At 66.7% G+C, this 23,023-nt stretch carries 16 protein-coding genes and 3 rRNA genes; 6 read left to right on the top strand and 13 right to left on the bottom strand.

Annotation, left to right across the window (positions count from 1 at the left end; all coding sequences use genetic code 11):
* Positions 1-31 precede the first annotated feature (31 nt).
* A complete protein-coding gene (locus FSW06_RS10385) occupies positions 32-1,795 on the bottom strand; it encodes a ribonuclease H-like domain-containing protein (protein WP_010120726.1) in 1,764 nt (587 codons plus the stop codon).
* 92 nt (positions 1,796-1,887) lie between these two features.
* On the opposite strand from FSW06_RS10385, the gene FSW06_RS10380 reads away from it, so the two are divergent.
* Together FSW06_RS10380 and FSW06_RS10375 are read left to right on the top strand one after the other, a co-directional pair.
* Positions 1,888-2,505, top strand: a complete 618-nt coding sequence (locus FSW06_RS10380) for a DUF6474 family protein (protein WP_010120727.1) — start codon at positions 1,888-1,890, stop codon at positions 2,503-2,505.
* 172 nt (positions 2,506-2,677) lie between these two features.
* Entirely contained in the window at positions 2,678-3,037 is a 360-nt protein-coding gene (locus FSW06_RS10375; protein WP_010120728.1) for a histone-like nucleoid-structuring protein Lsr2, read from the top strand.
* Positions 3,038-3,150: 113 nt separating this feature from the next.
* On the opposite strand, the gene FSW06_RS10370 is transcribed toward FSW06_RS10375, so the two are convergent.
* Both FSW06_RS10370 and FSW06_RS10365 read right to left on the bottom strand, forming a co-directional pair.
* Positions 3,151-3,786 (bottom strand): response regulator transcription factor, encoded by a 636-nt coding sequence (locus tag FSW06_RS10370; RefSeq protein WP_010120729.1) that lies wholly within the window; start codon positions 3,784-3,786, stop codon positions 3,151-3,153.
* Positions 3,787-3,837: 51 nt separating this feature from the next.
* Positions 3,838-5,079: a sensor histidine kinase gene (locus tag FSW06_RS10365; RefSeq protein ID WP_010120730.1), complete on the bottom strand. Its 1,242-nt coding sequence runs from the start codon at positions 5,077-5,079 to the stop codon at positions 3,838-3,840.
* Positions 5,080-5,196: 117 nt separating this feature from the next.
* On the opposite strand from FSW06_RS10365, the gene yidC reads away from it, so the two are divergent.
* Positions 5,197-6,507 (top strand): membrane protein insertase YidC, encoded by a 1,311-nt coding sequence (gene yidC / locus FSW06_RS10360; protein WP_010120732.1) that lies wholly within the window; start codon positions 5,197-5,199, stop codon positions 6,505-6,507.
* Positions 6,508-6,528: 21 nt separating this feature from the next.
* Here yidC and FSW06_RS10355 read toward each other — a convergent pair whose 3' ends face one another.
* From FSW06_RS10355 to FSW06_RS14550, 3 genes are all read right to left on the bottom strand, one after another.
* Positions 6,529-7,191 carry a TetR/AcrR family transcriptional regulator gene (locus tag FSW06_RS10355; protein ID WP_010120733.1) on the bottom strand — a complete coding sequence of 221 codons (663 nt, stop codon included), beginning with the start codon at positions 7,189-7,191 and terminating at the stop codon, positions 6,529-6,531.
* Positions 7,192-7,301: 110 nt separating this feature from the next.
* Positions 7,302-8,213 (bottom strand): universal stress protein, encoded by a 912-nt coding sequence (locus FSW06_RS10350; protein ID WP_010120734.1) that lies wholly within the window; start codon positions 8,211-8,213, stop codon positions 7,302-7,304.
* 267 nt (positions 8,214-8,480) lie between these two features.
* On the bottom strand, positions 8,481-8,621 hold the full coding sequence (locus FSW06_RS14550; RefSeq protein WP_010120735.1) for a hypothetical protein: 141 nt from the start codon (positions 8,619-8,621) through the stop codon (positions 8,481-8,483).
* Between the two features lie 207 nt (positions 8,622-8,828).
* Here FSW06_RS14550 and FSW06_RS10345 point away from each other — a divergent pair, with 207 nt between their 5' ends.
* Entirely contained in the window at positions 8,829-9,719 is an 891-nt protein-coding gene (locus FSW06_RS10345; RefSeq protein WP_238525960.1) for a pseudouridine synthase, read from the top strand.
* Positions 9,720-10,365: 646 nt separating this feature from the next.
* Here the strand turns inward: FSW06_RS10345 and rrf are convergent.
* The 7 genes from rrf to FSW06_RS10310 all read right to left on the bottom strand — a co-directional run bounded on the left by rrf (position 10,366) and on the right by FSW06_RS10310 (position 19,355).
* Positions 10,366-10,482, bottom strand: a 5S ribosomal RNA gene (gene rrf / locus FSW06_RS10340).
* 155 nt (positions 10,483-10,637) lie between these two features.
* Positions 10,638-13,711 (bottom strand): 23S ribosomal RNA (locus FSW06_RS10335).
* Between the two features lie 313 nt (positions 13,712-14,024).
* Positions 14,025-15,544: ribosomal RNA gene (locus FSW06_RS10330) — 16S ribosomal RNA — on the bottom strand.
* Together the 16S, 23S and 5S rRNA genes form the textbook arrangement of a ribosomal RNA operon.
* Before the next feature lie 496 nt (positions 15,545-16,040).
* The gene (locus FSW06_RS10325) at positions 16,041-17,312 is read right to left on the bottom strand and encodes a hypothetical protein (protein ID WP_139024610.1); all 1,272 of its coding nucleotides are present in this window, start codon (positions 17,310-17,312) and stop codon (positions 16,041-16,043) included.
* A complete protein-coding gene (locus tag FSW06_RS10320; RefSeq protein ID WP_010122673.1) occupies positions 17,309-18,271 on the bottom strand; it encodes an ATP-binding cassette domain-containing protein in 963 nt (320 codons plus the stop codon). The genes FSW06_RS10325 and FSW06_RS10320 overlap by 4 nt, the downstream gene beginning before the upstream one ends.
* Positions 18,268-18,984, bottom strand: coding sequence for an ATP-binding cassette domain-containing protein (locus FSW06_RS10315; RefSeq protein WP_010122674.1), 717 nt, complete (start codon positions 18,982-18,984; stop codon positions 18,268-18,270). Before FSW06_RS10315 ends, FSW06_RS10320 begins: the two co-directional genes overlap by 4 nt.
* Entirely contained in the window at positions 18,981-19,355 is a 375-nt protein-coding gene (locus tag FSW06_RS10310; protein ID WP_010122675.1) for a GntR family transcriptional regulator, read from the bottom strand. The genes FSW06_RS10315 and FSW06_RS10310 overlap by 4 nt, the downstream gene beginning before the upstream one ends.
* A 176-nt stretch (positions 19,356-19,531) precedes the next feature.
* Between FSW06_RS10310 and FSW06_RS10305 the strand changes: the two genes are divergently transcribed.
* Entirely contained in the window at positions 19,532-20,908 is a 1,377-nt protein-coding gene (locus tag FSW06_RS10305) for an NYN domain-containing protein (protein ID WP_010122677.1), read from the top strand.
* 49 nt (positions 20,909-20,957) lie between these two features.
* Positions 20,958-23,015 (top strand): galactan 5-O-arabinofuranosyltransferase, encoded by a 2,058-nt coding sequence (locus FSW06_RS10300; protein ID WP_010122679.1) that lies wholly within the window; start codon positions 20,958-20,960, stop codon positions 23,013-23,015.
* Positions 23,016-23,023: the final 8 nt, after the last annotated feature.

Raw genomic sequence — 23,023 nt, 5'->3', positions numbered from 1 at the left:
CCTCCTTCGGTAACCCGGCGCCGGTACTCCGTCAGTACTCCAGCTGCGGCACGCCGGGAGCGCCGAGCCGCAGCCACCGCCGGATCGCGGCCGGCGAGTAGCAGTCATCGGCGTTGTACCGCTCCAGGGTACGCCGGGCAGCGGACGCCGCATCCCGGTCCGCGCCGACGGCGACCTCGAACAGGTCGATCGCCGCACGGCCGTCGACGTCCTTCTGGCTGAACGTGAATCCGGCCAGCGGAGCGACGTTCTTCAGCCCGAGCGAGTCATTGGCCGCCAGGGCGGTGCGCACCAGGGCGAAGACGTCCACCCACTCCGCCGAGCCGAGGAAGGCGTTGACCTCCGTCAGCGTCGGCATCGTCACGGTGCCCGACGGTCCCGGCGTCCCGTCGTCGTCCCGGGTGGTGACCAGGTACTCCCGGCCGCCGAAGCGCCCGGCGTAGTGCCGCAGCCAGTGGTTCTCCCCCTGCCGCGAATAGCAGTAGGCGCGGAACACCCGGCCGTCGGCGAGGGCGGCGGCCCGGCGCGCCATGAGCCACGACCAGAACCGGGCGACGTGGGCGCCCTCGTCGGGCAGGTCCCCGAAGTCGGTGAAGGCCCGGTACTCGGACCCGTCGAAGGTGCCCCACAGGAAGGTGCCGCGGCCGGGGTGGGCCTCCATGTCGACGTCGATCTCCACGGCGTCCGCCAGTTCGGCGGCCATCGGCATCTCCCCGTCGGAGAGCCGGTCCGGCATCCGGAACGGGTGGCCGCACCACAGGTCGGGGCGGGTGATCCAGCGTCGCAGCGGGCGCCGGAGGTACCCGATCCCGGCCAGCCACGCGGCGGCGAGTGCCGGGGTCTCCGGGTCGACGGAATGGAGGTCGGGGGCGTCGGCCCCGGTGAGTGCGGTGCGGGCCGCCGGATCATCCGCCAGGGCGGCGAGGGCGGGCAGGGTGCCGATCCCGCGTTCCCGCCAGCCTTCGCCACGGTCCCCCGGCAGCATGAGGCTGAGGTCGCCGCGGGACAGCAGGACGGACCGGCAGTGGTTGTGGAATTCGCAGTCGGTGCACTCCCGGACCCGCCGCGGCCCGTCGGGGACGGGCACCGCCAGTGCCCGCTCCAGCCCGGGCACCACCCGGGAGGCCGGGATGACGAGACACCGGGTGTACCCCGAGCCGATGACGCCGACGACGCCGGACGCCACCCCGTACCGCTCGAGCAGGGTGTGGGCGACCGCGACCCGCTGCGAATCGACCGGTGTGCTGCGGTGTTTCAACGGTGCCGGGACCGGGTCGGCCAGCCCGAGGGCGGCGACGTCCACGATCTGCACGGAGCCGTCGCCGGTGCGCCCGGCAGGCAGCCGTTTCGCCACCGAGTGGGCGGTCACCGCGACCGGCATGTAGCTGAGCCCGGTGCCGGCGCCGGTCCCGTGGTCGGTCCGGACCAGCAGGTCGATCCCGCAGGCCAGCGCACCATCGGCGAGGACAGCGCCGGTGATGAGCCGGGTTCCCGCCGCCATCGCCTCGAGGGTCCGCTCGGCGGCGAGGTCGGCGTCCGATGCGGTCGCGGCCGGAATATCGGCGCGGGTGGGGAGCAGCCGGTCGCCGATGCGCGGGCCGGTCGGCAGGGCGTCCCACACCGCCTGACGGCGCAGTGCGGACCGGTGCCGGTGAGCGACCCGGTCGGCCAGCTGCTCCACCGTGACCTCGGGGTGCACCAGTCCGGCCGGGGCGGCGCGCCGCAGGACGCTGCGCCACCGGCAGCCCGAGAGTTCCGACGGGGTCACCGGTGCAGGGGAAGGGAGTACGGTCACAATGCCCCTATCCTATTGGCTAGAGTGGTCAGGCAGTGAGCCGACACCGGTCGGCAGTGACAGGGCCGCGAGACACAGGAGAGCACAGCACCATGGGAGTTTTCAGCACGCTGCGGCGCCGCCGCTACGAAAAGAAGGCGGCGTACAAGGCGGCGAAGGTCCGGGCGAAAGCGACGGCCAAGGCCCAGGCGAAGCTCGACAGGAACGCCGAGAAGTACCTGCGTAAGACGACCGGGAAGATCCGCAAGGCGGAGCTCAAGGATGCGAAGGCGCAGCGCAAGCAGGACGGCAAGCTCGCCGAGGCGCTCGTCGCCCAGGCGAAGAACAGGGGACCATCGGCCAAGAAGGCCCTCGGTGCGCTCGGTATGGCACGGGTCCTGGTCCCCGTCGCACTCCCGTTGATCTACCGCGGCCTCAACCAGCTCAACCGGGTGCCCGCCGGCCAGGGCCTGTTCCGGACGGATGCCGGCGCCGCCTTCACCGGGGAGGACGCCGTCCTGCGGGCGCGGATCGCCGACCTGCGCAACCGGCTGACCGGCGGTGGCGTGCCCGAGAAGTTCCGGGCGGACGCCACGGCGCGCCTGGGGAAGGTGGCGGACTCCCTCGACCGGGCGACGGCCGGTTCCGGTGAGGTGCCGTCGACGCTGCGGTCCTCCGCCGCCGCCGAACTCGACTCCCTCGACCGGGAACTTGATGCGGCGCTGCGCTGAATGGGCCGGGTAGGCCGGCAGCGGCCGGACTGATACCACCGTCAATATCGACGGTGGTTTTTCTTTGCGCCGGCAATGTTCGGGAATTCACATCCGAATTGACGTGACGGAGGTTATGACAGTGGTCTACAATCGCGACAACAAAGGAAACAACGACAGAAAGGACCATCCCATGGCCCGCCGTCAGATCACCCAGTTCTTCGACGATATCGACGACACTCCGCTCGAGGCGGACACCGTGAACACCGTCGAGTTCTCCTACAAGGGTTCCGATTACGTCCTCGACCTCTCCGACGAGAATGCACTCGCTTTCGCCGAGGCATTGGAGCCGTATCTCAGCAAGGCCACCAAGGTCGCCAAGAGCCGGTCCACCACCCGGGCCGCCTCCTCCAACGCCCCGAAGTCGGACCCGAAGCGCAACAAGCGTATCCGCGACTGGGCCCGGGACAACGGCCACACCGTCTCCAGCCGTGGCCAGATCTCGCACGAGATCATCGCCGAGTACGAACTCGCCCACCCCGAGGACAAGTAGCAGCCGGGCAGCAGTCGCCTCAGGGGGGCGCAAGCGGGCGCGTAGAGGGCAGGTGACGGGGCGGGGCGACGGTCAATCGGCCGTCGGGGCAGTGACGTCGTTGTTGTCGCCGGTCACAGTATGCCGGCCGCCCGGGCCGCCGCCACCGCCGAGGTCCGGGAACGCACACCGAGTTTCGCGTAGATATGCGCGAGATGAGATTTCACGGTTGCCTCGGAAAGAAACAGGACGGTACCGATTTCCCGGTTCGACCGACCACCGGCCACGAGCTGGAGAACATCGAGTTCCCGGGGGGACAGTGCAGATTCGCGTTCTTCCTCACGGTGCTGCAACCGGGTCGCGACCGCACCGGACATCACGGTTTCCCCTTTCGCCGCGGCACGGACCCCGGCAATGAGTTCCTCCGGTGGCGCATCCTTGAGCAGATAACCGACCGCGCCCGCATCGACCGCGCCGAGAATATCGACGTCGGTATCATAATTCGTCACCACGAGAACTTCCGGATGTCCCGGGATTTCCCGGATCCGTGCGGTGGCCTGTGCCCCGCTCTCCCGGTCCTGCCCCGCCTGACCGGCACCGAACCGCAGGTCCATGAGGACGACGTCCACACCGCCCTCCCGCACCCGCCGGACCGCATCATCCGCGGTCTCCGCTTCGCCGACGATCTCGATGTCGTCGGCGACGGCGAGGACGGCCCGCAGTCCCAGGCGGACGATGTGATGGTCATCCGCGAGCAGCACCCGGATCATCCGTTCTCCTTTCACCACACCGGTCAGGTTACCCTCAGTTGCTGTGCCGGGTCACTGTGCACGGTCACTGTGCCGGGGCATGCTGACCACGACCGCGGTACCGCCCGCCGGGAACGACTCGACGTCGAAGGTCCCGCCGGCCCCGAGCGCACGCCGCCGCATCCCCGCCAGGCCGATGTGCCCCTCGTCCGCCCGACCCTCCGCTGCCGCGGCCGCGGCCGCGACATCGAAGCCCCGGCCGTTGTCGACGATGTCCAGGCGCACGGCGTCCGCCTCCACGGTGAGGGTGATGCGCGCCTGTTCGGCGTGGGCGTGGAGCCGGATGTTCGCCACCGCGGACTGGGCGATACGCAGCAGCGCGGCCTCCTGTGTGACCGACAGGCCGAGGTCGGCGGCGTCGCCCTCCACGTCCACGCTCACCGTCACACTTCCGTCGGCACCGTCAGCGGTACCGGCGTCAGCAGCACCGCCGTCAGCGGCACCGGCCCCTGCGGTGCCGCCCGGGCCCGCCGCCAGGCGCCGCAGGGCGTCCACCAACGAGCCTTCCTGGAGGTCGGCGGGCTGCAGCGCCGCGATCATCGCGCGGGTCTCCCGCAGATTGTCCGCCGCGACCTCACGGGCGAGCCGCAGCTGCGCCACCGCCGGTGAGTCCTCCGGGACGCCCCGCTCGGCCGCGTGCAGCAGCAGCTGGATCCCCGAGAGCCCCTGCGCCACCGTGTCATGGATCTCGTGGGCGAGCCGCTGGCGCTCCGCGACGACCCCGGCCTGCCGCTCGGACTCGGCCAGCAGCCCCCGGGTGCGGACCAGTTCGTCGATGAGCCGGCGCCGGTCCTCCGAGACCGCCGTGATGCTCTCCACGACCACGGCGATGGCGATCGCGGCCGCCCCGGAGAGCACCGGGCCGAGGACCGCCCCGGTGCTCGGCCCGGCGACCGACACCGAGACCGCCACCGCGAGCATCGTCACCACCCCGGTCGTCACCGCACCCCACGGCGCGGGGAGCAGCAGGAGATACAGCACGAACAGGGCGAGCACCAGGTACGCGGCCGTGGCCTCCTGCAGTGCGAGCACCAGCCACAGGACGGTCAGCAGCGCCAGCCAGGCGACCCTGCGGCCCGTCCGGACCGGGAAGGGCCGCGTCAGCCCCACCGCGGCGGCCAGCGCGAAGAGCACCGCGGTGACGACGAGGACCGTCGGGGGCGTGCCGTGCCGGTCCGCGGCGACCAGCACGGTCACCGCCAGCAGCACGCCCAGGAGCCCGGCGACGGCACTACGGACGAGGACGCTGTTCACCGGCCCATGATCTCACATCCGCCACCCCGCGCTGCCGGGGCAGCATTCCTTCCCGAATATGTATCATCTTCCCCCGGCGGCGGCCGGGGCGTCCGGTGGCCTCTGTATCCTCGACCTGTGCAGATTTTCGAGTATCCGGCCTCCGCCGTCATGAAGCTGTGGCATCTGCTGCTCACCGCTCTCGGGGTGGACGAGGTCACCGCATGGGTGTTCACGGTGCCGCTTCTCGTGGTGACGGTCCGGTCGTTCCTCCTCCCCTTCGCCTACCGGGCGATGGCGGCCACCCGGCGTCTGGTGAATCTGCGTCCGGCGCTGAACGCCCTCGATGACGAGTACGCTGACCGTCTCGGTCCCGCGGATGTCCGGGAGAAACAGCAGCGGCGGAAGCAGATCCAACGGGACGGCGGCTACCGGATGCGCGACGGCTGCCTGCCGGCCCTCATCCAGATCCCGTTCTTCATCGGCCTGTACCGCATCCTGCTCCTCGTCTCACGCCCCGATGACCTGGAAGCCACCACCCACCCCGGCCGCGGTGCCCTCAACAGTGACGATGTCGACACGTTCCTGCAGGCCAGGATCTTCGACATTCCGCTGCCCGCCTACTCGGTGATGACCGACGAGCAGTTCAACTTCCTCGGCACCAGCGCCGACGCGGTGTTCCGGATCGCGCTGCCGCTGTGCATCGCCGCCGCCGTGTTCACCACGGTGAACACCTCCTACTCCATCCGCCGGAACTGGATGACCCTGGACGTCAACAGCGGTCTCGCCCGGTCGATGTTCAGGATGATGTTCGGCATCCTCGTCTTCGTCATGATCTTCCCGCTGGCCTTCGGTCTCGCAGGTCCCGCCCCGGTCGCGATCATGTGCTACTGGGTGATGAACAACCTGTGGACCGCCGTCCAGAACATCAGCTTCCACACGTACCTCGACCGGAAGATCCCCTACTCCGACGAATTCTTCGCCCACCGGAACGCCACACGGGACCGGCGTCGGGAACGCAGGCAGGAAATCAGGGACGCGAAGGCCGGCTTCGCCGCCCGGGAGAAGGACCGCGCCGGCCGCCGGCGTGCCCTCGACCAGCGCACCGGGGACGCCGCCTCCCTGTCCCCGCAGGAGCTCGCGGACGCTCTGGCGGAGCTGGAGAAGGAGGCGGCGCAGGACCGGGCGCACACGGACGCCGTGGTGAACCGGGAGAAGATCGCCAAACAGGAGAAGAAGGAGAAGACGCGGCGGGCATACCTCGAGGCACGGCAGCAGAGGCAGCAGGCCCAGGCGGCGACCCGGGAACCCTCCGGGGAGTCGGCTGGCGCGCCGGCCGACAGTCCGGCTGAGGATGCGGGGGATGCCCGGAAAGCCGGGGATGCCGGTACTGACGAGCCGTCCGGGGATGTGGACCCCTCCGGACGCCACCGACTCACGGACGACTGACCGTCGTCCGGCGACGGAGTCTCAGATGGTGTACATCATCGGCGCGGTGTAGAGCATCTGCTTCGCCAGCTCCCGCGCCGTCTCCAGCGGGCTGACGGTACGGCTCATCTTCGCCCCCGCGATGCCGCCGTCGAGAAAGACCATGAGCTGGTCGGCGAGAGTCCGGGAGGCGTACCCGAACTTCTCGGTGAGGAGATCCGCCATCGTGTCGCGACACCAGTGGCGGTGCGCCAGGGCGGCCTCGCGGATGTTGTCCTCACTTTCCGACTCCGGACGCGGGTACTCGCTCGCCGCGTTCTGGAAGTGGGACCCGCGGAAGTTCTCCTTGGGCTGGTCCGCGATGCACTTGTCGAAGAAGGCGAGGATCCGGTCCTCCGGCTTGGGCCGGTCGGCGCACAGTGCCTCCCAGTCCTCCCGCCATTTCCGGTCGAGTTCCTGGATATAGGCGACGACGAGGTTGTCCTTGGACCCGAACAGGGAATAGAGACTGGCCTTGGCCACGTCGGCGTCCCGCAGGATGCGGTCGATACCGATGACGCGGATCCCTTCGGTGGTGAACAGGTGGGTCGCACTGGCCAGCAGCCGGTCGCGTGGCCCCGGCCGGTTGCGCCGGCGGGACGTCGACTTCGTGCTCTTCGTCGTCTTCGCGGCCCGACCGGACGCAGATGAGCCAGTACCGGACATGCCGACCCTCCTGTTCTCCTGTGCTGTACGCAGAAAATCCTACACGACAGCCCGGTCCGTGAACGGACCGGGCTGTCTGCCTGTTCGCCGTCGTCGACGGCCCGAATGCCCTAGCGGGCGTCCGGCCGGACCACCATCATCGGGCACGGCGCGTACTGCAGCAGCGCCCGCGAGGTGGAGCCGAGCAGCATGCCCTTGAAGCCGCCGCGGCCGTGGGAACCCAGGACCAGCAGCTGCGCGTCCTCGGAGTTCTCCTTCAGGGTCTGGATCGGACGGTCGCGGTCGACGACCTCCTCGATCTCGACGTCCGGGTACTTCTCACGGAACGGTGCGAGCTCGTCCTCGAGCATCTTGCGTTCCTGGTCGGCGAGGGCGTCCAGCTGGGACTGCACGGCACTGAGGCCGACCAGGGTGGACTGCACCTGGGCGTCCGCCCAGCTGTGGACCGCGCGGAGGGTGGCCTTGCGGGCGTCCGCCTCACGGAAGGCGTACTCCATCGCCTTGCGGGAGATCTCCGAACCGTCGACACCGACGACGACGGGGCCGTACTTGGTGTCGTTGGTGACGTCGCTGTCCTTACGGACCACGACCACCGGGCAGTGGGAGTGGGCGACGACGGCGGAGGACACCGAACCGAGGACCAGGCCGGACAGCCCGCCGAGTCCGCGGGAACCCATGACGATCATGTCGGCGGTCTCGGACAGCTCGAGCAGCAGGTCGATCGGGGTGCCCTCCGCGATGACGTGGCTGACGGGGATGTCCTTGCTGAACTGCGCGACCTGTTCGCGGGCGTTGTTGATCTTGTCCAGCGCCTCGTTCTCGAGCTCGTCGTAGAGCTCCTGCGGCGGCACCATGCCGTCGGCGTACATGAACTGGGGCATCGTGTAGGCCGTGGCCAGCTTCAGCGCGGTACCACGCTTCACGGCGGCGTTGGCGGCCCAGGCGACAGCGGAGACGCTCGCCTCGGAGCCGTCGACGGCAACGACGATGGCGTTGTCAGCGGTGACCTTCTTGTCCGACATCTTTTCCTCGCTCTTTCTCATGTACCGCCGCTGTACGGCGGGGGAACCTTTCACCCCCATTATCCCCCTCTCCGGACATCTCGCCCTACCCCACCCCCGCATGCGGGGAGTTCCGGACACCGCCTACCCGGGTTCCGGACAACAGCAGCAGAAAACCGCAGTTCAGCGCGTCCGAAGGGGGAGCACTGCAGCAGCGCCCCGACTGTCCGACGGTACACTCACAGGGGTGACTCTCCCCCGGAGTGACCTCTCAGTGTCAAAACAACATCAGTTCGTGGGACCCGGCGCCGGCTCGGCGTTGGCGGGGAACAGGAAGTTGAAGATGTTCTGGAACGCACCGACGATGACCCGGCCGAAATCGGTGGCCAGGAAGTCCATGACAGGGGCGAGAATCGCGTTGATATCCATGACAAGGAGATTAGCCTGAAGAACCCACCTCTCCCAATCCGCGAGGGTCTGAACCCGTCCCGGGTCCGGCTGGAGCAGACGACGACCGCCTGGCGTGCCGTCCGCCGGCTCATCGACACCCAGCAGCACCATGACCCCACCGATGATGCGACGGCCCTGCGGGCCCGCTTCGCCGAGGGCGGCGTACGGCTCGATGACGGTACCCGGTTGTCGCCCGCGTCCGTGGTCGACCGGGGCCAGTTCATCTGGTTCTACCGCCGGCCGGCGCCGGAGCGACACGTCCCCGGGGAGCTCCGGCTTCTCTACCGCGATGAGGATCTGCTGGTGGTCGACAAGCCGCCTTTCATGTCCACGCTCCCCCGTGGCCAGCACATCACCGAGACCGCCGTGGTCCGGGCCCGTCGGCAGTTCGGCCTGGGGACGCTGTCGCCGGCGCACCGCCTGGACCGCCTCACCCGGGGCGTGCTGCTGTTCACGGTCCGCCCCGAGGTCCGGGGCCGCTATCAGCAGCTCTTCGAGCGCCGGGCCGCACAGAAGGTCTACAGCGCGCTGACCGCCGTCCCCGAGGGGTGGCGGGACGCCCTGGCCGGACAGGGCGAGGCACTTCTGCCCGTGCCGGCCGGCGCACTCCACACCGGCAGTACTGCGACGTCGCTGCCGCTCCCCACCGCCGACCGGCCGTGGCAGCTGCGCCACCGGATGATCAAGTACCGCGGCCGGATGGCGACGTTCCTCGAGGACGGCGAACCCAACAGTTCCACGTCGGTGACCGGGCTCAACCTCGTTGACCGGCCGGACGCCGCCCTCGAGCTCGGGATTCCGGATCAACCGCTCCTCGAGTGGCGCCTTGAGCCGCACTCGGGACGGACACACCAGCTGCGTCTCAATCTCCGCCTGTTCGGGCTCCCCATCCTCAACGATCCGCTGTACTCGGTGCTGTCCGACGAGGCGCTCTGGAACGAGGACGCCCCGATGCCCTACGTTCCCTCCGTCGACGAGGAGGACTTCTCCCGCCCGATGGGGCTGACCGCCCGGTCACTGTCCTTCACAGACCCGATCAGTGGGCAGCCCCGGCTCTTCACCTCGTCATTCCGGTAGGGCCCGGGCGGCAGTCCGCTCCCCATCTCCCCGGTTCCCCGGCTCTGACCCGTCTGAGCCGGTCAGCCCCCGGGTTCCGCCGACCCCGACTTCCGGCCCCGGCACCGGGGTAGACCCGCTCTCAGTCCCCGGGTGTGCGTCGGCAGGGTGGATTCTCCCCGCTGGACCACCCTGCCGACGCACACCCGGCCCCGCCAAGACGACGCCCCGTCGATCCCGCCCGGTCGGCGCCCGGACGCAGCGACCCCGGCTCCCACCACCCTGCACAATGCGGTCGTCCGTGAAGTCGAGCACGGAGCAGCGCGACGACGCCCCCGGCCCGGTTTCCTGCTCGACGTCACGCACCACACCCACCGCCGGTCGCCCACGCCGGAACCGGCACCTGCCCCGGAAGTGCGGAAAAGCGCGCAGCAACGGGCCCGGCGTCCGGGTGTGCGTCGGCAGGGTGGATTCTCCCCCGCCGGGCCACCCTGCCGACGCGCACCCGGCACCGCCGGGCCGGCCGGTGACACCCCGGCACAAGACATACCGTCCGACCACGGACCCGAAAACTGCGCGCACGCACAAAAAGAAGGAGGCCCCGCCCCCACCCCGACCGACCAGAAGTCGACCAGAGCAGGGGGCAGGACCTCCCACACACGTTTAATGCCGGCGGCGACCTACTCTCCCACACCCTCCCGGGTGCAGTACCATCGGCGCAGGTGGGCTTAGCTACCGGGTTCGGAAAGGGACCGGGCGTGACCCCACCGCCAAAACCACCGACAAATCTATCAACGAAACAACCACACACACCCAAACCACCACCACACGGGCGGGGAACAGTATGCTGTGCCGTTCCAGACACTGCACAATGGACGCGAAAACTCTCCTACGCTGCAACACATGCCGCACACCAACAACCACCAACGTGACTGCTTAATGTGTAATGCTCGGTCAATTAGTACCGGTCACCTCCACCACTCACATGGCTTCCAGATCCGGCCTATCAACCCCGTCGTCTACAGGGAACCTCACACGAAACCTCATCTCGAAACAGGCTTCCCGCTTAGATGCTTTCAGCGGTTATCCCTCCCGTACGTAGCCAACCAGCCATGCCACGGGCGTGACAACTGGCCCACCAGAGGTACGTCCAACCCGGTCCTCTCGTACTAGGGTCAGCCTTTCTCAAGTTTCAACGCGCACGGCGGATAGAGACCGAACTGTCTCACGACGTTCTAAACCCAGCTCGCGTGCCGCTTTAATGGGCGAACAGCCCAACCCTTGGGACCAACTCCAGCCCCAGGATGCGACGAGCCGACATCGAGGTGCCAAACCATCCCGTCGATATGGACTCTTGGGGAAGATCAGCCTGTTATCCCCGGGGTACCTTTTATCCGTTGAGCGACACCGCTTCCACAAGCCGGTGCCGGATCACTAGTCCCGACTTTCGTCCCTGCTCGACCTGTCAGTCTCACAGTCAAGCTCCCTTGTGCACTTACACTCAACACCTGATTACCAACCAGGCTGAGGGAACCTTTGGGCGCCTCCGTTACACTTTGGGAGGCAACCGCCCCAGTTAAACTACCCACCAGGCACTGTCCCTGACCCGGATCACGGGCCGAGGTTCAGACATCCAATACGATCAGAGTGGTATTTCAACAACGACTCCACAACCACTGGCGTAGCCGCTTCACAGTCTCCCACCTATCCTACACAAACCGAACCGAACACCAATACCAAGCTATAGTGAAGGTCCCGGGGTCTTTTCGTCCTGCCGCGCGTAACGAGCATCTTTACTCGTACTGCAATTTCGCCGGGCCTGTGGTTGAGACAGCAGGGAAGTCGTTACGCCATTCGTGCAGGTCGGAACTTACCCGACAAGGAATTTCGCTACCTTAGGATGGTTATAGTTACCACCGCCGTTTACTGGGGCTTAAATTCTCCGCTTCGGGCCAAAGCCCTAACAGGTCCTCTTAACCTTCCAGCACCGGGCAGGCGTCAGTCCGTATACATCGACTTACCGTCTTCGCACGGACCTGTGTTTTTAGTAAACAGTCGCTTCCCTCTATTCTCTGCGACCCACACCAGCCAACAGTCCGCAAAAGACCACGACCAGCACGGGCCCCCCTTCTCCCGAAGTTACGGGGGCATTTTGCCGAATTCCTTAACCACAGTTCACCCGAACGCCTCGGTATACTCTACCAGACCACCTGTGTCGGTTTAGGGTACGGGCCGAACACGCACTCGCTAGAGGCTTTTCTCGACAGCACAGGATCACCGACATCCCCACAAAAGGGTACGCATCACGCCTCACCCACAATGTGCCCCGGATTTACCTGGGACACGGGCCACACGCTTACACCACAATCCAATAAGTGGCTCGGCTACCTCACTGCGTCACCCCATCACTAGACTACTACGGATCAGGTCCCACGCATCCACACCACCAGCACACCAAAGATGCACCGACAGTCCTTCAGGGTGGTTAGTCTCACCGCCTCATCTTCTTTCGCACATGCTCGGGTACGGGAATATCAACCCGTTAACCATCGACTACGCCTGTCGGCCTCGCCTTAGGCCCCGACTCACCCTGGGAAGACAAACTTGACCCAGGAACCCTTAGTCATTCGGCGGATGAGTTTCTCACTCATCAATCGCTACTCATGCCTGCATTCTCACTCGCATAGCCTCCAGCACTGGGTCACCCCGCACCTTCACCGGCCACACGACGCTCCCCTACCAACCACACACCAAGTGTGCAGTTCCGCGGCTTCGGCGGTGTACTTAAGCCCCACTACATTGTCGGCGCACGGCCACTCGACCAGTGAGCTATTACGCACTCTCTCAAGGATGGCTGCTTCTAAGCCAACCTCCTGGCTGTCTTCGCGACCGCACATCCTTTTCCACTTAGCACACCCTTAGGGGCCTTAGCCGGCGATCTGGGCTGTTTCCCTCTCGACCACGAAGCTTATCCCCCGCAGTCTCACTGCCGCACTCTCACTTACCGGCATTCGGAGTTTGGCTGACGTCGCTAAGATGATAGTCCCGCTCAACCAACCAGTAGCTCTACCTCCGGCAAGAAACACACGACGCTGCACCTAAATGCATTTCGGGGAGAACCAGCTATCACGGAGTTTGATTGGCCTTTCACCCCTACCCACAACTCATCCCCTCAGTTTTCAACCTAAGTGGGTTCGCGCCTCCACGACGTCTTACCATCGCTTCACACTGGCCATGGGTAGATCACCCCGCTTCGGGTCCAGGACACGCCACTAAAAACACACTCGTTAGTATTCGCTTTCGCTACGACTACCCCACACGGGTTAACCTCGCGACGTGCCGCTGACTCGCAGGCTCATTCTTCAAAAGGCACGCCATCACCCCAAAAGGCTCTGACGGATTGTAAGCACACGGTTTCAGGTACTATTTCACTCCCCTCCCGGGGTACTTTTCACCATTCCCTCACGGTACTATCCGCTATCGGTCACAATGAGTATTCAGGCTTACCGGGTGGTCCCGGCAGATTCACAGCAGATTCCACGAGCCCGCTGCTACTCGGGGACACTCACACACCCGCACACACATGCTTTCACGTACCGGACTCTCACCGTCTACGGCAGGCCATCCCAGACCACTTCCGCTAACACGCATGCCACAGGCGACCAGCTGTCAGACCAGTCCTGCAAGACCCCACAACACCGACACCGCAACCCCTGACAGGTATCACACAGCACCGGTTTAGCCATCATCCGCTGTCGTTCGCCACTACCCACGGAATCACAATTGTTTTCTTCTCCTGCGGGTACTGAGATGTTTCACTTCCCCGCGTCACTCCCACACCGACTATACATTCACCGGCAGGTGACCGCCCACAACGACGGCCGGGTTTCCCCATTCGGACACCCTCGGATCAACGCTTGGTTGACAACTCCCCGAGGCATTTCGCAGTCTCCCACGTCCTTCATCAGCTCATCATGCCAAGGCATCCACCGTGTGCCCTTCACACACAACACAAACAGACTCAAAAAGAGCCCGGGTGAACAACAAAAAAATTTGCAGTAATAAAGAAGATACTCGCGTCCACTATACAGTTCTCAAACAACACGAACCCCCGAGAACCGACAACCACCAACGGCCACCGGACAACCAGGAATCCCAGAATCAGGAGTAGGACACTCCAGACACCCAACAACGATGACGAACCAAACTTGCTGCACCACAGCGCACAACAACCGGCCGACCCACATCACGCTCGTGGCATCCACCCGGATTAACAAAAAAGCACCCAAACGTCCGTGTTGACGCGGTGCACAAAAAACTCCTTAGAAAGGAGGTGATCCAGCCGCACCTTCCGGTACGGCTACCTTGTTACGACTTCGTCCCAATCGCCGATCCCACCTTCGACGGCTCCCTAACGAGTTTGGGCCACCGGCTTCGGGTGTTACCAACTTTCATGACGTGACGGGCGGTGTGTACAAGGCCCGGGAACGTATTCACCGCAGCATTGCTGATCTGCGATTACTAGCGACTCCGACTTCATGGAGTCGAGTTGCAGACTCCAATCCGAACTGAGACCGGCTTTAAGAGATTAGCACCACCTCACGGTGTAGCAACCCACTGTACCGACCATTGTAGCATGTGTGAAGCCCTGGACATAAGGGGCATGATGATTTGACGTCATCCCCACCTTCCTCCGAGTTAACCCCGGCAGTCTCCCGTGAGTCCCCACCACAACGTGCTGGCAACACAGGACAAGGGTTGCGCTCGTTGCGGGACTTAACCCAACATCTCACGACACGAGCTGACGACAACCATGCACCACCTGTATACCGACCACAAGGGAAGACACATCTCTGCGCCGATCCGGTACATGTCAAGCCCAGGTAAGGTTCTTCGCGTTGCATCGAATTAATCCACATGCTCCGCCGCTTGTGCGGGCCCCCGTCAATTCCTTTGAGTTTTAGCCTTGCGGCCGTACTCCCCAGGCGGGGCGCTTAATGCGTTAGCTACGGCACAGAAGTCGTGGAAGACCCCCACACCTAGCGCCCACCGTTTACGGCATGGACTACCAGGGTATCTAATCCTGTTCGCTACCCATGCTTTCGCTCCTCAGCGTCAGTTACTGCCCAGAGACCTGCCTTCGCCATCGGTGTTCCTCCTGATATCTGCGCATTTCACCGCTACACCAGGAATTCCAGTCTCCCCTACAGCACTCAAGTTATGCCCGTATCGCCTGCACGCCCGGAGTTGAGCCCCGGAATTTCACAGACGACGCGACAAACCACCTACGAGCTCTTTACGCCCAGTAATTCCGGACAACGCTCGCACCCTACGTATTACCGCGGCTGCTGGCACGTAGTTAGCCGGTGCTTCTTCTACCACTACCGTCACAAAAGCTTCGTCATGGTTGAAAGGAGTTTACAACCCGAAGGCCGTCATCCCCCACGCGGCGTCGCTGCATCAGGCTTGCGCCCATTGTGCAATATTCCCCACTGCTGCCTCCCGTAGGAGTCTGGGCCGTGTCTCAGTCCCAATGTGGCCGTCCACCCTCTCAGGCCGGCTACCCGTCGCCGCCTTGGTAGGCCATTACCCCACCAACAAGCTGATAGGCCGCGAGCTCATCCTGCACCGAAAAACTTTCCACCACCAGTACCAACCAATGGTCCTATCCGGTATTAGACCCAGTTTCCCAGGCTTATCCCGAAGTGCAGGGCAGATCACCCACGTGTTACTCACCCGTTCGCCACTCGAGTACCGGGTGCAAGCACCCGGCCTTTCCGTTCGACTTGCATGTGTTAAGCACGCCGCCAGCGTTCGTCCTGAGCCAGGATCAAACTCTCCATAAAAGCAAAAACCCTACAAAGAGCCCTCACTGGCAAACAAAAAACAAAATACTGAACTGCTGACAATCAAAAGATCATCACAATCCGACCCGGTCGGGGGACCAAGGTCGGACCAATCACCACAGTGACACAGCAACAGCAACAATCAGATATCAATGATTTAACGAACCCCCGACTATTCAGGGCTCGCCGGCACCACCGACACAGACCAACCTGTTGTCATGCGCACACTGTCGTGCAACAAAAAACTTGGTTCATCACGCTATTGAGTTCTCAAACAACCTACGCACACCACAACCAACCACCCACAGGCGGCTGCTCGAAGCGACTCCCTGAACTGTAACCCCCCGTTCACACAATCGCAAACCGGAAGCGACACCGCCTACCAGGGTGCAGGACCCGGTGTCTGTTCGTCATAACCCGCGGCGACCGCCGCGCTGACCCGACATAATCTACACACCCACCCCAGGAAACACACATCCCCAGGTCAGAGCATGTTTCACTTCTGATCATCGTCCGGAGCGAGACCGAACCACTCCCGGAAGCCGCCGCCCTCGGCCACGGCGGTCCGGCCGAGCAGCACCCGGCAGGCCCCGGACGTCACGGCGACAACCACGACCACCACAGCGACCGGCCCCACCGTCAGCCACGTCAGGTCATGGTCCGGCCAGCCCGCCAGGCCGGGGCTCCATGCCCAGACCACCAGACCCGCCACCAGAAAGCCGCCCAGGAACCAGACGGCCACCTGGACCGCTCCCGGCGCCACCTGGACAACCAGTGCCGCCAGCACCGTCCCACCGACGAGCACCATGCCCGTGGCGAGACCGGCGAGGCCGAGCTGCACTGTCCCCGCCACATCCTTCGGATGCAGCAGAGCCGCTTCGTCCATCAGGCCCCATCGACCCGCGACCAGGAGCTCCAGCAGGACCGCCGTCAGCGCACCCACCACTCCGGCGACCGGCACAACCACCGCGCCGCGCAGGACCGCGGTCGCCCAGTCATGACGTCGGCCGCCGAAGACCAGCCACCCGGTCAGCCCGTCGGCAAGGTTCGCGGCGACGGCGACCACGACGATCTGGCTGACGGCCACCCCGGCCAGCAGGATGACGGCCCGGGCGGTCCGATCGGGAAGCAGACCCCGGGCCACGAGTTGTACCGGGACAACGGCCAGCCCGGCCGCGGCCAGGGCCCACCAGGCGCGACGGACCAGGTTCCGCAGGACCAGGCGGTGTCCGTCTGGTGCCGCGGCGTCCGCAGGGCGTCCGCTCTCCCGGTCACGGCGGTCGATCCGCGCCTGTTCAGCGACGCCCGGACGCGCTGATCCGCGCAGCCGGACGACCGTGTCCCCGACGGTCACGAGCGCGACGAGACCGGCGGCGATGCCGATGTCCACCCCACGACCACCCTGCGTCAGGGCGATGACCAGGGCGATCAGCCCGACCGTCAGCTCGGAGAGCACCAGGCTGAGGGCGCCAGCGACGAGGACATGTCGCCGTTCCTCGCCTGCACCGAGGCCGAACACCCGGAGTTCCCGGGTGGACAGCGTCGTCCGCGTCCACGCCGTCGCCGAGACCAGGACGATGATGCACAGCACCCTCTTCAGACCCGACGGATCATCGGTGAGCAGCAGAAGCATCAGCGGGAACGCCAGACCGCACAGTCGACCCCACCAGCCGGAGCGCAGGGCCAGCAGGCAGATCCGCAGATGAGGGCGCCACGGCAACGTCGTCGGGGCAGCGGACGCGGGCCGCATCCTCGCCGGGGCCGTCATCGGGCACCTCCCCGGGCATCCGCCCGGGCCCCGCCGTCGACCCCGCCGTCGGCCCCGCCCCGGGCGAGGGCGGCATGACCGAGATCCGGCTCACTGAGCTGCACCCAGAGCTCCGTTGCCGCGGCGACCAGCCGGTCGTCGTCGAGCGAGGCGTCGAGGGTGACGCGGCGGCGTCCGGCGGCGGCGTCCTCCCGCAGCACGTGCGCCGGCACGCGGCCGAGCAGCGCGCCGACCGCGGTCGTCGACCCCTCGGCGACGGCGGTGCCACGGGTCAGATCCTCGGTACCGGTACAGGCACGGACCTGTCCTCCGTCCAGCAGGATGACGGAATCGAGCAGCAGGGCGGCATCGTCGAGGTGGTGGGTGGAGAGGATGACGGTGCGGTCCGGGTCCGCGGTGAGCTCGTCGAGCAGCACCCGGTACAGCAGCTCACGATTCTGCACGTCCAGCCCCAGGTACGGCTCGTCGAGCAGGATGATCTCCGTGCGTGCGCCGAGCCCCACGACCAGGCTCGCGAGGGTCTTCTGCCCCCGTGACAGGCCGCCGAACTCCGCCCGCGGGTTCAGTCCGGACCGGTCGAGCAGGTCGGCGGCGAAGGACTCGTCCCAGCCCGCCCAGCGTGCCCGCGCGATGTCCATGAGGGTGCGCACCGACATCAGCGGCGGGTACGGAACATCCGCGCCGGCGAGGACGATGCGGTCGAGGGCGCGCGGATTGTCCTGCACCGGTCCGGACGCCGCCCCGTCATCGAGGATGATCTCACCGGACACGGGCACCTGCCCTGCCAGGGCGCGCAACAGGGTGGTCTTGCCGGCTCCGTTGCGGCCGATCAGACCGTGGACGTGACCGAGCGGGATGTCGCAGGTGATGTTGTCGAGCGCGGTGGTGCGGCCGAACTTCTTCGTCACGCCGCGGAGGTGGAAGGCGGCGGTTGCCGGGGCGGCGGTGTCGGGGTTCATGCCAGGGCCTTTCTCTGTACGGAGCGGGTGACGCGGATGAAGCGTTCACCGAGCTCCGCGGGATCGAGATCGTGCGTGAGCTGGCCCCGGTCGAGGACGAGCAGGCGGGAGACGGTGCGTTCCAGATCCGCGAGCTGGTGGGTGGCGAGGATGACGGTGCGCGGTTCCTCGAGTCCGAGCAGTTCACGGGAGAGCAGGCGCCGCCCCTGGGCGTCCAGACCGACATAGGGTTCGTCGAGGAGGGTGACCGGCGTCCGGGACGCCAGGCCGACGATGATGCCCACGGCTGACCGCTGCCCACGGGACAGCTCCCCGTAGGCGGTGGCCGGCGCCACGCCGAAGGCCTCGCGCAGTCGGGTGGCGGTGGCGGCGTCCCACTGCGGGAAGCGGCGGGCGGCGGTGAGCAGCACCGTACTGACCGGCCACGCCGCCGGGTAGTCGACGTCGACCCCGGTGAGGCTGACAGTGCGGAGCACGTCGGGATCGTCGAAAGCTTCACGGCCCCCGACCTGCACTGATCCGGCGGTGGGGCGCAGTTGCCCGGCGATAAGGCCGAGCAGGGTGGACTTGCCGGCGCCGTTGCGTCCGGCGAGGCCGACGACGGTCGGGCCGTCGGACGCCGCGGGGATGTCCAGGGTCAGCGGGCCGAGCACCGGCGGCGTGGTGTCCGGTGCTCCGGGGTAGCGGAGTTCAGTGTCGGTGAGGGCGATCATGATTCCAGTCCTCTGCTGTCGGCGACCCGGTCGACGAGCTCGTGGAGCCCGGCGCGGTCGAGGCCGAGGGCGATCGCCTCGTCGACGAGCGGGGCGAGGTAGTCGGCGGCGAAGCTGTCTCGCCGCCGGTCCAGGACCCGCTCCCGCGCACCGGGTTCGACGAACATGCCGATGCCGCGCCGTTTGGCCAGCACACCGCGGTCGACCAGCAGTTGCAGTCCTTTGCGGGCGGTGGCCGGGTTGATGCTGTGGAAGGCGGCGAGCTCGGTGGTGGACGGGGCGCGTGCCCCCTCGGGCAGGGAGCGGTCGACGACGGCGTCCTCCACCAGATCGGCGATCTGGCGGAAGAGCGGGGCCGTGGTCTCGTCCATGCCGGTGCACCTCGTTCCGGTTCCGGGTTTTCAGTCAGTTGGTTAGTTACTCGTGTAACTAACCAATACAGGACGCCACGCCCGGCCGCAAGGATCCGCCCCTGCCACATCAGCCCCGGCAATGGGGCAGACTGGAGCCGGAAACACCCGAAAAACACCCGGAAGGTCCACCCACCATGCTCGAGCGCACTCTCATCTTCGTCGACACCTCCTACCTGCTCGCCAGCTTCTACAACTCCTGGGAGACCGGCGCCCGCTCCCAACTCGAGGTGGACCTGCCGGAAGTGGTGCGACTACTGACGACGATGGCCGTCAACCAGCTCGACCAACCGGTCCACCGGCAGAACTGGTACGACGGCATCCCGGATTCCGGCCCGCACCGCTACCAGCGGTCGCTGCGGTCCGAGCCGGGCGTCCAGCTGCGTGCGGGCCAGCTCATCGAATGGGGCGACCGGCGTACCCAGAAGGCCGTCGACACCCGACTCGTCGCCGACATGGTCGTCGCCGCACAGAAGCAGCAGTTCAGCGACTTCATCCTCGTCTCCGGGGACGCCGACATGCTGCCCGGCGTACATGAGGCCGTCGACGCCGGAATCCGGGTGCACCTGTACGGCTTCGGCTGGGACTCGATGTCCTCGAACCTCCGTTTCGCGTGCGACTCGACCACGATCCTCGACCCCCGCGAGGACTTCCGTGACTGCATGCGCCTCGAGGTCCTCGAAGGCCCGCTGCCGCCCGAGGCCGGTGGCCACGGTCATGCCGACCACCACGGTGACAGTGCCACCGGGCACACCGGGCACACCGGGCACGCCGGGCACGACGGGCATGCCGAGCACGACCGCGACGAGAAGCCCGAGGAGCGTGCCCGCTACAAGCCGATCGGGGACGCCGAACCCGTCGAGGACCTCGCCGGCGTCCAGCCGGTGCCGGACTACCGCACCCACCGCAGCACCGGGGACGCCGCGAATGCCGCGGACGCCGAATCCACGGAAGACGCGACAGCCCCGGCAGGCGCAGCAGGTACCTCAGATACAACCGGTACAGCGGACGCGGCGGCCCCGGCAGAGACAGCGAACGGGAAGGAGAAGGCCAGGGGCAGGACGGAGCAGGATCCCGCAGTTCCCGCCCTGCCGGGTGACGAGCCCGCCTGCTCCGATGACCTCCCGGAATCGACCACCCCGGCACCGAAGCCGGGCCCGCTGCCAGGTGGGCGACCGAATCCGTCGATGATGGCGCCCCGGCGCCGGCTGCGCAGCCGGTACGTCCCGCTACCCGATGAAGTGTGGCACTCCGGTGACCGGCAGAGTCCCTTCGACATCGGCGAGCAGTACGCGGTGTGGTGGTTCCACCATGCGGCGTCCACGGACCAGAAGGAGGAGGCGCACACGCTCACCGGCGGGCTGCTTCCCCAGGAGATCAACCGGCCGCTGCTGCAGTTCGCCTGCGAGACACTCCACGAGTACACGCTCACCGAGTACCAGCGCGTCCACCTGCGCGACGGCTTCCACTCCGGGATCCGGGGTGTGCTGCTGTCGAATCCGGAGGACCGGTAGGTGTAGTTCCCGGGCCGGTCCGGTCCGCAGATGTGCGACAATCACGGTCATGACCGAGCCCGCCGAGAACACCCCACCCGCCTCCGCCGACACCGGCGGCACGCCCGCCGGCACCGCTGCCTCCACCGTGGACCCTGTGAACCCGGTGGACCCGGTGGACACCGCGGACACCGCCCCGGTCGCCGCCGGCGGCCGCGGCCGACTGTGGTCGCTGTTCTGGCAGATCGTGGCCGCGGGAGCACTGGGCGGCGTCGTCACCCTCGCCGCCTGGTTCGTGCTGCGGCACGTCAACCTCCCCGCGTTCTCCAGCTCGAATGTCACGAAGGCGCTGGCGAGCGCCGCCGGCATCGTCGTCCTCGCGGTGCTCGCCGCCGTCGTGTTCCGGCTGCTCCACCCGCGTGGCCGTAGCACCACCACCGGCACCGGGTGGCGCCACACCGTCGCGGTCGTCCTGTGCTGGCTCGCCCCCGCCGGGCTCGTCATCGCGGCGCTGGGGATCCCGCTGTCGGCGACCCGCCTCTACCTCGACGGCATCAGTGTCGACCAGGCGTTCCGCACGCAGTTCCTCACCCGGATGACGGATTCCCCGGGGTTCGGCGACATGGCCTATGCGGACATGCCGAGCTTCTATCCGCGACTGTGGTTCCTCACCGGCGGCATCTTCGCGAAGGTCGTCGGATTGTCGGGCTGGGCGGCGTTCCAGCCGTGGGCGCTGGTCACGCTGGCGGCGTCCTGTTCGGCGCTGGTGCCGGTCTGGCACCGGCTGACCGGGTCACTGCCGCTGGGTGCGGTGATCGCGACGGCGACGACGGCCGTCCTGCTGTACACCGCGCCGGAGGAGCCGTACTCCGCGGTCGTCGCGCTCGGTATGCCCGCCGCCCTGGTGCTCACCGGCCGGGCGGTCCGCGGGTCCCGGCCCGCGATCCTCGGGCTCATCGTCTTCCTCGGCCTGTCGGCGAACATGTACACGCTCTTCACCGGTGTCGCGGCACTGGCGGTGGTGGTGATCGCCGTCGCCGTGGCCGTCCAGCAGCGCAGCTGGTCGCCGGTCCGGCGGCTCATCGTCACCGGGGTGGGGTCCGGGATCATCGCCCTGATCGGCTGGGGCCCGTACCTGAAGGACCTGCTGACCTCGGAGCACGGCTCCACCGGGCGGGCGCAGCACTATCTGCCGGAGAGCGGCACCGAGCTGCCGACCCCCTTCTTCCAGGCGAGCATCGTCGGGGTGCTCGGCCTGCTGTGCATCGTGTGGATGGTGTTCCGCTGGCGGCGCCGGATCGTCCGCAGCCTCGCCGTGGGCCTCATCGTCTGCTACGCGTGGGTGCTGCTGTCGATGGTCGCGCCGCTGGGCGGGTCGACGCTGCTGGGGTTCCGGCTGGAACTGCCGGTCGCGCTGATCCTCGTCACCGGCGGCATGCTCGCACTCGACGACCTGCGCCGGCACGGCGTGGCACGTGCCTACCCGCAGTTCATCACGCGTGAGGCCGCGCCGAAGGTGACCGCGGTGTTCGCGGTCCTGCTCACCGCGGCGACGGCCGTGTACGTCATCAGTGTGCCGCAGCACCTCCGTGACCACATCGACCTGGCGTACACGGACACTGACGGGGACGCCGACCGGGGCGACAAGATGCCGGCGGACTCGACCGTCTACTACGCCGACATCGACGCGGCGCTGCGTGACCGGCTGGGCGATGATCCGGCGGCGAGCGTGGTGCTCACCGACGAGAAGAACTTCCTCTCCTATTACCCGTACCACGCCTACCAGGCGATGACGGCGCACTACGCCAACCCGCTGGGGCAGTACGAGGCGCGCAACGCCGAGATCGAGGAGTGGACGAAGATCGACGATCCGACGGGCCTCACCGACGCGATGGACGCGGCCGCCGCCGACCACGGCTGGCAGGCGCCGGACGCCCTCGTCCTGCGTGGACAGCTCACCGACTCCGGCCTGCCGGACGGTCCGCTGAGCTACCGGATGTCCGACGACATCTACCCCAACGACCCGAACGTGCGGTTCCGCAGTGTCGACTTCCCGGCCGCCGCCTTCGACCGGGGCTGGGACCTCGTCCAGGTCGGTCCGTTTGTCGTGGCAATCCGGGAACGTTAGGCGTGCAC

Source organism: Corynebacterium nuruki S6-4 (assembly GCF_007970465.1).
GTDB classification, from domain to species: domain Bacteria; phylum Actinomycetota; class Actinomycetes; order Mycobacteriales; family Mycobacteriaceae; genus Corynebacterium; species Corynebacterium nuruki.
The sequence above is the reverse complement of the archived record's forward strand: the minus strand, read 5'-3'. Positions and strand labels throughout refer to the sequence as shown.

Excerpts from the sequence above, each read along its gene's own strand:
- FSW06_RS10380 (WP_010120727.1), top strand. The coding sequence starts at position 1,888 with ATGGGAGTTTTCAGCACGCTGCGGCGCCGCCGCTACGAAAAGAAGGCG.
- FSW06_RS10375 (WP_010120728.1), top strand. The coding sequence starts at position 2,678 with ATGGCCCGCCGTCAGATCACCCAGTTCTTCGACGATATCGACGACACT.
- FSW06_RS10370 (WP_010120729.1), bottom strand. The coding sequence starts at position 3,786 with ATGATCCGGGTGCTGCTCGCGGATGACCATCACATCGTCCGCCTGGGA.
- FSW06_RS10355 (WP_010120733.1), bottom strand. The coding sequence starts at position 7,191 with ATGTCCGGTACTGGCTCATCTGCGTCCGGTCGGGCCGCGAAGACGACG.
- FSW06_RS10350 (WP_010120734.1), bottom strand. The coding sequence starts at position 8,213 with ATGTCGGACAAGAAGGTCACCGCTGACAACGCCATCGTCGTTGCCGTC.
- FSW06_RS14550 (WP_010120735.1), bottom strand. The coding sequence starts at position 8,621 with ATGGATATCAACGCGATTCTCGCCCCTGTCATGGACTTCCTGGCCACC.
- FSW06_RS10325 (WP_139024610.1), bottom strand. The coding sequence starts at position 17,312 with ATGACGGCCCCGGCGAGGATGCGGCCCGCGTCCGCTGCCCCGACGACG.
- FSW06_RS10320 (WP_010122673.1), bottom strand. The coding sequence starts at position 18,271 with ATGAACCCCGACACCGCCGCCCCGGCAACCGCCGCCTTCCACCTCCGC.
- FSW06_RS10315 (WP_010122674.1), bottom strand. The coding sequence starts at position 18,984 with ATGATCGCCCTCACCGACACTGAACTCCGCTACCCCGGAGCACCGGAC.
- FSW06_RS10310 (WP_010122675.1), bottom strand. The coding sequence starts at position 19,355 with ATGGACGAGACCACGGCCCCGCTCTTCCGCCAGATCGCCGATCTGGTG.
- FSW06_RS10305 (WP_010122677.1), top strand. The coding sequence starts at position 19,532 with ATGCTCGAGCGCACTCTCATCTTCGTCGACACCTCCTACCTGCTCGCC.
- FSW06_RS10300 (WP_010122679.1), top strand. The coding sequence starts at position 20,958 with ATGACCGAGCCCGCCGAGAACACCCCACCCGCCTCCGCCGACACCGGC.